Raw genomic sequence first — 12,116 nt, 5'->3', positions numbered from 1 at the left:
TGTAGGACATCGAGGGGGAAGCGCGCCGGTTACAGCAGTCCGGCATGGACGAGCGCCGCATCGACTGCCGCCCGCGACGCCTCGTTCGCCGGGGTCATCGGCAGGCGCAGGTGCGGGGGGAAATCGGCGCGGATGCGGGTCATCGCGTACTTGACGGGGCCGGGCGACGCGTCGGTGAACAGCGCATCGTGCAGCGGGAACAGCCGGTCATGGAGCGTCAGCGCGGTCGCCATGTCGCCCGCCGCGCAGGCCGCCTGGAAATCCGCGCACAGCCGGGGCGCGACGTTGGCGCTGACCGAGATGCAGCCGGTGCCGCCCATCGCGTTATAGGCCAGCGCCAGATCGTCGTTGCCCGACAACTGCACGAACCCCTCGCCCAGCGCGCCGCGATGCTGCGACACGCGGGCCAGCGCGCCGGAGGCATCCTTGATCCCGACGAACACCTGCGGAAACGCCTGCACGATGCGGATGACGGTGGCGGGCTGGATATCCGTCACGGTGCGGGCGGGCACGTTGTAGAGGACGATCGGCAACGGCGCGTCCGCCGCCAGCGCCTCGAAATGGCGAAAGATGCCTTCCTGCGAGGGCCGGTTGTAATAAGGGGGTACCATCAGCGCGGCGTCCGCCCCCGCATCGCGCGCCGCGCGCAGGTTGGCGGTGGCGACGCGGGTGTCGTTGGAACCCGCCCCGGCGATCACCGGCACCCGCCCACGCGCCTGATCGACGCAGATGCGCACCACCCGGAAATGTTCGTCATATGTCAGCGTCGCCGCCTCCCCCGTGGTGCCGCAGGCGACCAGCGCGGCCGATCCTTCGGCGATCTGCCACTCGACGAAATGGCGGAACGCCGCCTCGTCGAATTCGCCCGCTGCGTCGAACGGCGTGACGAGCGCAGGAATCGAACCGGAAAACATGATCTTACGTGTCCTTCAGGCGAACTTTGAGCAAGCGGGATGCATTTCGTTCAGGACAGATACGGGCGCGATGCGTATCCTGTCCACATGATCGCACCGATGAAATCCGCGATGCTGCTGGCGATGCTGGCCGGCAGCGCCGTTCTGGCCCAATCGCAGGAGGAGGCAGAGCGCGCCGCGACGCAGGCCGCCAATCGCAGCGTCACCCCCGGCGCCCCCGGCACGGCGGGCCGGCCTGCGCCGCTGCCCACCGCCCCGATCGCCGCGGCGGTGGCGCAGTGGCGTGCGCTGCAACAGACCGATGCACTGCCGTTCGACAGCTACGCCGGCTTCGTCACCAACCATCCGGGCTGGCCGGGCGAGGCGGCGAACCGGCGCGCGGCGGAACGGCAGGCGGCGCTGGGCACCGGCAATCCGGCCGGGGTCGCCGCGTTTTTCCGCCGTTTCCCGCCACTGACCGCGACCGGCATGGTGGCGCAGGCGCGCGCGCTGCTGGCGACGGGCGACCGCGCGGGCGCGGATGCCGCCGCGCGGGCGGCGTGGCAGACGGGCGCGCTGTCCTCCGCCGACGAAAGCGCGATCCTGACCGGCTTTCCCGCCGCGCTGACGCCCGAGGCCAACGACGCGCGGATGGATGCGATGCTGTGGCAGGGGCAGACGGGCGCGGCGCAGCGCCAGATCGCGCTGGTCAGCCCGGCGAAACGCCCCCTGTTCGAGGCGCGGCTGGCGTTTCGCACCAGGGCATCGAACGCCGCCGACCTGTCCGCCGCGACACAGGCGATCTATGCCAACGATCCCGGTTACATCGCCGACCGGGCGACGTGGCTGCGCGACACGCTCAGCCCAAGCGCGCGGACGTGGCTGGCCCAGCCGCGCACGCTGGCCAGCCGGCCGGGCCATGTCGAGAAATGGTACGAGGTGCTGCTGGTCAATGCGCGCGGCGCGGCGGCGGACGGGCAGTGGCAGGTCGCCTATGACATCGCCCGGCAGGTCGACGACGCCTATCCGGCGGGCACCGACGTATCGACCAAGCCGTATGGCGAGCGTGACGATTATACCTCGCTGGCGTGGCTGGCGGGACAGGCGGCGCTGAAGCAGCTGAACCGGCCCGCCGACGCGACGACGATGTTCGACCGTTACGGCCGTGGCAGCCAGTCGCCGCAGACCCGCGCCAAGGGCTTCTACTGGGCGGGGCGCGCGGCGGAAGCTGCCGGGATGGCGCCGCAATCCGCCGCCTTCTACGCCCGCGCCGCCGGGTACCGCGACCAGTATTATGGCCAGCTCGCGCTGGAGCGGACCGGCCGGCCGCTCGCCGCGCCGCCGGCGATCGCCGCGCCCGCGATCGCCCCTGCCCTGAAGGCCGCGTTCGACGCGCGGGAAACGGTGCAGGCCGTCCGCTTCCTCGGCCAGATCGGCCAGTGGACCGATCAGACCGCGTTCGTCCGCCAGATCGCCGCCGACGCCACGTCGGATACCGACCATCTGCTCGCGGCCGACCTGTCGCGCCAGATCGGCCGCCCCGATCTGGCGGTGATGGTGGGGCGCAGCGCGATGCAGAACGGGCTGACCGAATATTCCGCCGCCGGTTTCCCGACCGTGCCGGTGCCCGCCGGCTATGAGAACAACTGGACGCTGATCCATGCCATCGCGCGGCAGGAAAGCCAGTTCGACCGTGCCGCCGTCAGCGGCGCGGGCGCCCGCGGGCTGATGCAGCTGATGCCCGCCACCGCGCGCGAACAGGGCGGCAAGATCGGCCTCGCCTTCACGCCCGAGCAATTGTCGAGCGATCCGGCGATTTCGATCAAGCTGGGGTCGAGCTATTTCCAGCGGGTGTTCGACAATTACGGCAGCTATCCGCTGACGGTGGCGGCGTACAACGCGGGCGGCGGCAATGTGAACAAGTGGCTGCGGCAGTTCGGCGATCCGCGCACCGGCACGATCGACATGGTCGACTGGATCGAGGCGATCCCGTTCGGCGAGACGCGCAACTACGTCCAGCGCGTGCTGGAAAATGCCGTCGTCTACGACCTGATGAACCCCCCGCGATCGCGCAGCCGGGGGGCGGCGCGGCTGTCATGGTATCTCGGCAAGGGACAGCCGGGCTAACCGGGCCGGATCGATGGAGCCGCGCCCGAATTACATCACGCCCGCCGGCTATGCCGTGCTGCGCCAGGAGTATGAGCGGCTGTTCGCCACCGAACGCCCCGCGCTGGTCGAGACGATCAGCTGGGCGGCGGGCAATGGCGACCGGTCGGAGAATGGCGACTACATCTATGGCCGCAAGCGGTTGCGCGAGATCGACCGGCGGCTCGGCTTCCTGTCGAAACGGATGAAGGCGGCCAAGGTGGTCGATCCCGCACGGCAGGAGGATCGCAGCCGCGTGTGGTTCGGCGCGACGGTGACGATCGCGGACGAGGACGATGCGCGGCGTACGCTGACGCTAGTCGGCGACGACGAGACCGATGCCGCGTCGGGCCGGATCGGGTGGAACGCCCCCCTCGCCCGCGCGCTGCGCGGGGCGGCGGTGGGCGACGTGCGCCGGGTCGTGCTGCCGGCGGGGGAACGGGAATATGAGGTGATGACGGTCGATTATCCCGCCTGATCCATCTTGCCGCCCGCGTCGGGGTCGGCGACAAGGCGGCCATGGATTCCACCCCCACCCGCAACGTCGCGTTGCTGATCGATGCCGACAACGCGTCCGCCGCCACGCTCGACCCCGTGCTGACGGTGCTGGCCGAACTGGGCACCGTCAACATCCGCCGCGTCTATGGCAACTGGTCGAAGCCGGAGCTGAAGAGCTGGCGCGACATGACGGTGAAGCACGGTATCGAGCCGCAGCAGCAGTTCGACCTGACCAAGGGCAAGAACGCCACCGACATGAAGATGACGATCGATGCGATGGACCTGTTGTTCCGGGGCAAGATCGAGGGCTTCGGGATCATGTCGTCCGATTCGGATTTCATGCCGCTGGCGATGCGCATTCGGCAGGAGGGCATCCCCGTCTACGGGTTCGGCACCAGTCGCGCGCCGGAGGCATTCCGCCGCGCCTGCACCCGCTTCATCGACGTGAACGCCATTTCCGCGCCCGTCGAGGAACCGGGCGTCGCGCCGCCGCCGCCCGTCGCCACGCCGGCCCCCACCCCGCCCGTGGCGGGCACGCGCACGGTCGCGCCGGTCAACAACGTCGCGGTCCCGATCGCCGAAAGCCTGCCACCGCCGATCGCCGCCGCGCGGCCCAAGCTGCCGGTCGACGACGAACTGCTGCAGTTGCTGATCGACGCCTATGACGCCTCGAAACGCGACGAGAAGGGATATGTCAGCCTGACCGCGATGGGGCAGCTGGCCGCCAACCGCTCCAGCTTCGACGTGCGCAACTATGGCTACAAGCGGCTGTCGGACCTGATCGAATCGGTCAGCAACTTCAAGCTGGAGCGACGCGAGGGCGGCCAGTCCTATGTCCGGCGGCTGCGGTAGCGCGTAACGCCTCGCCGCGCGGTTACATGCCGCGCGGATCGGTGCGGACGACGACGCGCACGCCCGGCCCGGCATCCTCGAACCGGATCTCGCCGCGCAACTGCCGCACCAGACTGGCGATCATCCGCATCCCCAGGCTGCGGCGCGAGGCGGTGGCGATGGCGAAGTCGGCGGGCAGGCCATGGCCACGATCGGCGACCGTGACGATCAGGGCATCGTCCTGCCGGTCGATAGTCACCGCGATCGGGCCGCCGGCCTCGCCATAAGCATATTTGATCGCGTTGGTGACGAGTTCGGTAACCAGCAACCCGATCGGGATCGCGGTATCGGCGCTGAGTTCCAGCGGCACGATCGCGCAACTCAGATCGTGCGCGGGCGACTGCTCGCCCAGCTGGGTGACGATACCGCCGACCAGATCGTCCAGACAGACGACCCCGACCTTGTCGCCCCGCCACAACTGGTCGTGCGCCTGCGCGATCGCGGCGATCCGGGCCTGCGCATCGCCCAGCATCCGGGTGATGCGCGGGTCCTCGTCCTCCTGCATCTGGAGGTTGAGCATGGCGGAGACGAGGGCGAGGCTGTTCTTAACCCGGTGGCTCGCCTCGCGCGTCAGCAGTTCCTGATGCTGGAGCGCGTCGTTCAGCCGATGCTCGGCCGCCTGCCGCTCGATCGCGACGCCGATCAGGTTGGCGAACCCCTGCATGAAGGCGAGATCGGCCGCCTCGAACCGGCCCTCGTCGGGGCTGTCGACCTCCAGCACGCCGTAATGATGGCCGCCGGCATGGACGAGCACGTTGATCGCGCGGCGGATACCGTGGTCGGCCATGAAACCGGGGGTGCGGAACCGGGTCTCGTTGCCGAGATGGTTGGAAATCACCGCCTGACCGGTCTGATAGGCGAAGCCGGCGGGCGATCCGGTGTCGGCGCCCATCTCGATCTGGCCGACCACGCCGTCACGCCAGCCGACGCCGGTGCGAACCAGCAATCGCCCCGAGCCGCCGTTATATTCGAGGAACTTGCAATAGTGCGAGCGCATCCCCTCCGCACACAGTTCCACCGCGCGCTGGAGCATCGGATCGAGATCGCGCGCGCGCAGCGCCTCGATCCCGAAATCCGCGAGGACTGATTGCTGACGCAGGCGGTAGTGAAGCTCGCCATCCCCCGTCACACCAGCGTTGCCGGGCGCGTCTTCCACCACTGCCATGTCGTCGATCGGCCCCTTTTGCCATTGTTGCCGGCAAGATAGGCGCGCGTCGCCTCGGTTTAAACCGGCAGGCCACGACCGCCCGGAAGCGAACGGCCGGTCATGCCAGACAAGGACCATGGCCGAGCGGCCGGCGTTCAACAACAGCCATCGTCCGGTCGGGCTGACGGTGGACGATTACCGGCGGCCGGACGCGGCGGAATCCATGCCGGTCATAGACGTGCGTTATGTCCGGTTCGGCATCCCGAAAAATCAGCCGGCGGACGTCAATGCGTTGACCGCATCGTTCATGGCTGCGCGCAGGGCCGTGATGGGCACACCCGCTGCATACCGCCTGAGCGACGCCAATCCGATGGTGCCAGCGTCGGGCAGCGACGCGGCGGGTACGATGAAGAACGACCACTGGCGAGGATCGCGATGGTCGGCATCATCATCGGTGCGATCGTGATAGCAAAACAAATAGAGGTTCGCCGCGCGACCTGGTTCGGCGATCCACTGGCCTGCTTCGGTGCGGCCCGTCCGCGCGCGAATATCGAACGCGGGTCGCGACACGCTGGTCGAGGATTGGACCCAGCTTTGTCGAAGGGCCGACTGCCGCACCTCCAGCCTGACGCCGGCATCATGTTCGAAATCCCATGACGCATAATCGGCGGCGCACCAGCGCCATTCCGGTTCGAGTGCCAGGGCCACGATCGCTTCCACGACATGACCCCGCAGGACGTTCGTCACCAGCGGCCGGCCAAAGGCCGCGTCGCTGACGCGGGCTACCACGTCAGCGACGCCGAACATCAGCGCGTCAGTTTCTTGTAGGCGAGGCGCGTCGGGCGGTCGGCGGCGTCGCCCAGGCGGCGGCGCTTGTCCTCTTCGTAGCTTTCGTAATTGCCCTCGAACCATTCGACATGGCTGTCGCCCTCGAACGCGAGGATGTGGGTGCAGAGGCGATCGAGGAAGAAGCGATCGTGGCTGATGACCACGGCGCAGCCCGCGAACGTCTCCAGCGCCTCTTCCAGCGCGCGCAGCGTCTCGACGTCGAGATCGTTGGTCGGTTCGTCGAGCAGCAGGACGTTGCCGCCCTCCTTGAGCATCTTGGCCATGTGGACGCGGTTGCGCTCACCGCCCGAGAGCTGGCCGACCTTCTTCTGCTGGTCCGGCCCGCGGAAGTTGAACGCGCCGACATAGGCGCGCGTGCCGAGTTCCTGCTTGCCGAAGCGGAAGACCTCCAGCTCGTCGGAGATTTCCTGCCAGACGTTCTTGTTGGGATCGAGGTGATCGCGGCTCTGGTCGACATAACCGAGCTTCACGGTCGAGCCGACCTCGATCGTGCCGCTGTCGGGCTGTTCCTGCCCGGTGATGAGCTTGAACAGCGTCGATTTGCCCGCGCCGTTCGGGCCGATCACGCCGACGATGCCGCCCGGCGGCAGCGTGAAGTCGAGCCCGTCGAACAGCAGCTTGTCGCCATAGGCCTTGGTCAGGCCCTTCGCCTCGATCACCTTACCGCCGAGCCGTTCGGGCAGCTGGATCAGGATCGCGGCCTTGCCGGCGGCGCGGTTCTCCTGCTTGGCCATCAATTCGTCGAACGCGCGGATACGCGCCTTGGACTTGGTCTGGCGGGCCTTGGGGGTCTGGCGCATCCAGGCGAGTTCGTCGGCGATCGCCTTCTGCTTGCCGGCCTCCTCGCGCTCCTCCTGCTCCAGCCGCTTCGACTTCTTTTCCAGATAGCCGGAATAGTTGGATTCGTAGGTGTAGTAACGGCCGCGATCGAGTTCGAGCACCCAGTTGACGACATTGTCGAGGAAGTAGCGGTCGTGCGTCACGAGGATGACGTTACCGGTATATTCCTTGAGGTAATTCTCCAGCCACGACACCGATTCGGCATCGAGATGGTTGGTTGGTTCGTCGAGCAGCAGGATGTCCGGCTTTTCCAGCAGCAGCTTGCACAGCGCGACGCGGCGCTTTTCGCCGCCCGACAGGTTGGTGACCGCCGAATCGCCCGGCGGGCAGCGCAACGCCTCCATCGCCTGTTCCAGTTGGCTGTCGAGCGACCAGCCGTCGACCGCGTCGATCTTGGCCTGCAGGTCGCCCATCTCCTCCATCAGCGCGTCGAAATCGGTATCGTCCTGCGGATCGCCCATCTCCGCCGAGATCGCGTTGAAGCGATCGACCAGATCGGCGACGGGGCGGACGCCGTCCTTCACGTTGCCCATCACGTCCTTCGACGGATCGAGCTGCGGCTCTTGCGCGAGATAGCCGACGCGGATGCCCTCCGCCGCCCATGCCTCGCCGGTGAAGTCCGGGTCCATGCCCGCCATGATCTTCATCAGCGTCGACTTGCCGGCGCCGTTCGGCCCGATGATCGCGATCTTCGCGGACGGAATGAACTGCAGATGGATGTTGTTGAGGACGGGCTTGTTGGCGCCGGGGAAGGTCTTGGTCAGACCCTTCATGACGTAGGTATACTGAACGGCCATCGCGGTGCCGGGCTCCATCGTTCGAATGGCGGGAAATCGTGGTTCGCGAGATAGCGATCCGGGCCGCGGAACGCAATTGCCCGGCCCCCGGGGCGCGGCACACCGGTCGGGCTTGTGCCGGGGCGGCGATGCGGCATACCCCTGCCCTGCCTACAAAAGGGAACGACATGATCCGCCACGCCATTCCGCTTGCCCTGCTCGCCGCTGCCACGCCCGCGTCGGCGCAGCAGCCCGCCGCCCCCGCCGTTCCTGCCGCCCCCGCCGCCCGCACCCGCGCGGCGCCGCCGGCCGTCGCCGTCGACCCGCGCGTCGCGGCGCTGCGCGACAAGGCGCTGGGCGACGACGTGGCCTATGCGATCACCGAAGGGCTGACGACGGAGATCGGCCAGCGCGGCACCGGCGGATCGGCGGCGCAGGCGCGGGCGCGCGAATGGGGCGTGGCGAAGCTGAAGGCGCTGGGGTTCCGCAACGTCCGCATCGAACCCTATACCCTGCCCAACGTCTGGGAACGCGGCGTCGAGACCGCCGAGGTCGTCGTGCCCTATCCGCAGGCACTGCGACTGACCGCGCTGGGCAATTCGGGCGCGACCCCCGCTGGCGGCCTGACCGCACCGGTGACGTTCTTCGCGACGCTGAACGATCTGCTCGCCGCGCCCGCCGGCAGCCTGACGGGCAGGATCGCCTTCGTCTCCAACACGATGGAGCCGACGCAGGACGGATCGAGCTATGGCAGCGCCGGCGCGGCCCGCTTCGTCGGCCCCAATGTCGCCGCGCAAAAGGGCGCGGCGGCGATCGTGATCCGGTCGATCGGCACCGATCACGGGCGCGGACCCCATGCGGGTTCGACCAATTTCGCCCCCGGCGTGGCGCCGATCCCCGCCGCCGCGCTGTCGGTCGCGGATGCCGAGAACCTGGAACGGATGGTAAAGCTGGGCCGGCCGGTGACGCTGAAACTGGTGCTGACCCCGCGTTTCATCGGGCCGCGCCAGTCGGGCAACGTCGTGGCGGAGGTGCCGGGGACGGACCGGGATGCCGGGATCGTGCTGGTCGGCGGGCATCTCGACAGCTGGGAACTGGGTACCGGCGCGATCGACGACGCCAGCGGCCTGGGCATCACCACCGCCGCCGCCCGGCTGGTGATGGAGGCCGGACGGCCACGCCGCACGATTCGCGTGGTGTGGTTCGGCGACGAGGAGATCGGCGGTTTCGGCGGACAGGAATATGCCAGGGCCCATGCCGGGGAACGCCATGCCACCGCCAGCGAAAGCGATTTCGGCGCCGACCGGGTGTGGCGGGTGGAAACGTCGCTGCCGGACGCGGCCCGGCCGGTCGCGGACCGACTCGCCGCCGCGCTGGCCCCCCTCGGCATCGTGCGTGGCACCGGCACCGGTGGCGACGGCACCGATATCGGCCCGGTGATCCGCACCGGCGTGGCGGGGGTGGACCTGAACCAGTCGGGCCTGCACTATTTCGACGTGCATCACACGCCGGAGGACACGCTGGACCGGGTCGATCCGACACAATTGCGCCAGAACGTCGCGGCTTGGACGACGATGCTCGCAATCGTCGCCAACGCGCCCGAGGATATCGGCCCGGTACCCGCGCGACCATGACGATCGTTTCGAAACCGTCCCCCCCTTCCTCCACCCGTCGCGAACATTGCTGTTTGATGAATTTTCGCCGTTGACCGGCGATCCGGGTCCGCTATGCACGCCGCTTCGCGACGGCAATCGGGTCGGCCGCGATGAATTGCTATGCTTGGGAGCATTCGAATGAAGAAGATCGTTCTGATCGCTGCTGCCGCCGGCCTGATGTCCGTCGCAGCCTGCTCGAAGTCGCCGGAAGCGGCTGCTGTCGAGAACAACGCCGACATGCTGGCGGATAACCTCGAAGCGCAGGCTGATAACCTGGAAGACCTGGCCGACAACACCTCCAACGCTGCCGCGACGGAAGTGCTGGAGAACGCGTCGGACAACCTCGAAGACGCCGCATCGAACGTGCGTGACGTCGCCGACGAGAAGATCGACAACATGAAGTAATGCCGGTCGGGCGATTGCGCCCGACTGTCGCGTTATTGCGGGAAAGGGCGTTCGCGAAATTCGCGGGCGCCCTTTTTCTTTGCCGGCGGTTGCGCTAGGCGACGCCGCGGGGCCTGTAGCTCAATGGTTAGAGCTGGCCGCTCATAACGGCTAGGTTGGGGGTTCGAGTCCCTCCGGGCCCACCATATGCGTGTCCGTTTGCAGCATAGCTGCTGCTTTGTTGCGGCAGAGTGCTACTGAGGACGGCGAGGCCGCCTGCCCTTCCAACGATAAGGAAGAGCAGGCGGTCACTGCTAGTAGAATGATCGGGACGGAAGCATCCGTACAGGCTTCCTGGTATCGTCTTCGGGTGCGATGGTCGGGGGATGCGTAGCGGGATCAGCATTGCCGTCACGGCATCGGACAGAGAGCGGCTCGAGGCGCTGGTGGTGGCGCGTGGTTCACCGCAGAAGCATGTGTGGCGGGCGCGGATCGTCCTGCTGAGCGACGATGGTCTGGGCACGGTCGCGATCATGGCGGCGACGGGCAAGTCGAAGACCTGTGTGTGGCGCTGGCAGGAGCGGTTCATGGCCGAGGGCGTCGATGGCCTGCTGCGCGACAATACGCGACCGCCGGGGATCGCACCGCTCAAGACCACGCTGGTCGACAGGGTCGTGGCGTTGACGCTGGAGCCGCCTGGGCACGAGGCGACGCACTGGACGGTGCGCGCCATGGCCAGGGCGGTCGATATCACGGCCTCCTTGGTGGTGAAGATCTGGCACGACCATGGCCTGGCGCCTCACCGCTGGCGCAGCTTCAAGCTGGCTGGATCGCCACCCGCGCTGGACGTTCCACTTCGTGCCTACGTCATGTTCATGGCTGAACGCGGTCGAGGGCTTCTTCGCCAAACTGACCCGCCGTCGCCTGAAGAACGGCGTCTTCCACTCCGTCGTCGACCTTCAGGCTGCCATCAACCGCTTCATCAAGGAGCATAACCAGCAGCCGCGACCCTTCGTCTGGCGCGACGATCCGAATGACATCATCGCTGCCGTCAAGCGCGGGCATCAAACGTTGGAATCAATCCAGTAGCGGGTGAAGACGGCGAGGAACTGGTCGATGACGCCGGTGCCGCCCATGGTCAGCGCCCCCCGGCCGGAGGAGTGAAGAGCGGGACACTCTGCTTCGTCACCGCATCCTCCAGAGCCGGCGCGTCCGGCAACCGCTCCATCGGTCGCGCGCCGGGCGCGAGGAAGCGCTGCCGGTTCCCGGCCCATGCGCGCAGGCACGCACCGTCGCGCGTCGCGGCCTCGCCCATGAACTGGCACCGGGATAGTGCATCGCGCAACGGATCGGCGGGCACGGTGGACACCTCGACCGTGCCCGGTACGACCGGCTTCTCCTTGCGCGTCATCTCGATCGCGGCAGCGGTGACGGCGATGCCGGCGAACACCGCGGCACTGATACGGGCGAGCGTCTTCCCTTCCACGATGCGCCTCAGTCGTTGCCGTTGAACACGCGGGCGTCGCCGGGCTGATAGCCCGTGCCCGGCGTCAGGAAGCGGCGACGCTGCTCGCGGCCCTGTTCGGCGGCGGCGGCCTGCTCGGCCGATTGCAGCGCCTGCGCCCGCCCGTTCGCCGCGACGACGGCGGTGAGGTCGGCGAGCTGTTACGCCTGAAGCGGGAGGAGCTGATTGCCGGTCTGCGCCGCCTGCAACGCCCCGGTGGCGCCCTGCGAGTGGGTTACGAGCGTCGCCATCTCGGCGCGGTTGGCGTCGATGTTGCCGACGACCCCGGCCTGCACCCGCATTGAGTCCTGCAAACCGCCGACCGTGTTCTGCCAGCGGGCACGCGCGTCGCCGACCAGCTGGGCGTCGGAGGCCGACAGCGAGGCGTTGCCGTATTTCTGCTGAAACAGCCGGTCGACCTGCTGGACGTCGTAGGCGACGTTCTGCGCCTAGGCGAGAAGCTGCTGCATCCGCCGCACGGACTGGACTTGCCCCGGAAAAGTGGAGAGTTCCCCTGAGGTGAAAGGCGAACTC

At 68.0% G+C, this 12,116-nt stretch carries 11 protein-coding genes, 1 tRNA gene and 1 pseudogene; 7 read left to right on the top strand and 6 right to left on the bottom strand.

Annotated features, from left to right (window positions below; all coding sequences use genetic code 11):
• Positions 1-29: 29 nt before the first annotated feature.
• Positions 30-914, bottom strand: a complete 885-nt coding sequence (dapA, locus tag IFT82_RS13715; RefSeq protein ID WP_192127705.1) for a 4-hydroxy-tetrahydrodipicolinate synthase — start codon at positions 912-914, stop codon at positions 30-32.
• 87 nt (positions 915-1,001) lie between these two features.
• Here dapA and IFT82_RS13710 point away from each other — a divergent pair, with 87 nt between their 5' ends.
• The 3 genes from IFT82_RS13710 to IFT82_RS13700 are packed head-to-tail and all read left to right on the top strand — an operon-like array spanning position 1,002 to position 4,388.
• Entirely contained in the window at positions 1,002-3,020 is a 2,019-nt protein-coding gene (locus tag IFT82_RS13710) for a lytic transglycosylase domain-containing protein (protein WP_192127703.1), read from the top strand.
• A 13-nt stretch (positions 3,021-3,033) separates the two neighbouring features.
• Positions 3,034-3,516, top strand: coding sequence for a transcription elongation factor GreB (gene greB, locus IFT82_RS13705; RefSeq protein ID WP_192127701.1), 483 nt, complete (start codon positions 3,034-3,036; stop codon positions 3,514-3,516).
• A gap of 41 nt (positions 3,517-3,557) precedes the next feature.
• Positions 3,558-4,388: an NYN domain-containing protein gene (locus IFT82_RS13700; RefSeq protein WP_192127699.1), complete on the top strand. Its 831-nt coding sequence runs from the start codon at positions 3,558-3,560 to the stop codon at positions 4,386-4,388.
• 22 nt (positions 4,389-4,410) lie between these two features.
• On the opposite strand, the gene IFT82_RS13695 is transcribed toward IFT82_RS13700, so the two are convergent.
• From IFT82_RS13695 to ettA, 3 genes are all read right to left on the bottom strand, one after another.
• Entirely contained in the window at positions 4,411-5,592 is a 1,182-nt protein-coding gene (locus IFT82_RS13695; RefSeq protein ID WP_192127697.1) for a sensor histidine kinase, read from the bottom strand.
• Positions 5,593-5,844: 252 nt separating this feature from the next.
• Positions 5,845-6,381, bottom strand: coding sequence for a hypothetical protein (locus IFT82_RS13690; protein WP_192127695.1), 537 nt, complete (start codon positions 6,379-6,381; stop codon positions 5,845-5,847).
• On the bottom strand, positions 6,381-8,060 hold the full coding sequence (gene ettA, locus IFT82_RS13685) for an energy-dependent translational throttle protein EttA (protein WP_192127693.1): 1,680 nt from the start codon (positions 8,058-8,060) through the stop codon (positions 6,381-6,383). Before ettA ends, IFT82_RS13690 begins: the two co-directional genes overlap by 1 nt.
• Positions 8,061-8,227: 167 nt before the next feature.
• On the opposite strand from ettA, the gene IFT82_RS13680 reads away from it, so the two are divergent.
• The 4 genes and pseudogenes from IFT82_RS13680 (at position 8,228) to IFT82_RS13665 (ending at position 11,167) form a co-directional block, all read left to right on the top strand.
• The gene (locus tag IFT82_RS13680) at positions 8,228-9,673 is read left to right on the top strand and encodes a M28 family peptidase (RefSeq protein ID WP_192127691.1); all 1,446 of its coding nucleotides are present in this window, start codon (positions 8,228-8,230) and stop codon (positions 9,671-9,673) included.
• A gap of 159 nt (positions 9,674-9,832) precedes the next feature.
• Positions 9,833-10,099 (top strand): hypothetical protein, encoded by a 267-nt coding sequence (locus IFT82_RS13675; protein WP_192127689.1) that lies wholly within the window; start codon positions 9,833-9,835, stop codon positions 10,097-10,099.
• A gap of 109 nt (positions 10,100-10,208) precedes the next feature.
• Positions 10,209-10,284: transfer RNA gene (locus IFT82_RS13670), tRNA-Ile, on the top strand.
• Between the two features lie 180 nt (positions 10,285-10,464).
• A pseudogene (locus tag IFT82_RS13665) lies at positions 10,465-11,167 on the top strand (helix-turn-helix domain-containing protein).
• A gap of 49 nt (positions 11,168-11,216) precedes the next feature.
• Here the strand turns inward: IFT82_RS13665 and trbK-alt are convergent.
• Positions 11,217-11,564: a putative entry exclusion protein TrbK-alt gene (gene trbK-alt / locus IFT82_RS13660; RefSeq protein WP_192127687.1), complete on the bottom strand. Its 348-nt coding sequence runs from the start codon at positions 11,562-11,564 to the stop codon at positions 11,217-11,219.
• 179 nt (positions 11,565-11,743) lie between these two features.
• Positions 11,744-11,896 carry a hypothetical protein gene (locus IFT82_RS21490; RefSeq protein WP_446740973.1) on the bottom strand — a complete coding sequence of 51 codons (153 nt, stop codon included), beginning with the start codon at positions 11,894-11,896 and terminating at the stop codon, positions 11,744-11,746.
• Positions 11,897-12,116 lie beyond the last annotated feature (220 nt).

Source organism: Sphingomonas sp. CFBP 8760 (assembly GCF_014841615.1).
In the GTDB taxonomy this organism is placed as follows: domain Bacteria; phylum Pseudomonadota; class Alphaproteobacteria; order Sphingomonadales; family Sphingomonadaceae; genus Sphingomonas.
This window is presented reverse-complemented; position numbering and strand designations above follow the sequence as displayed.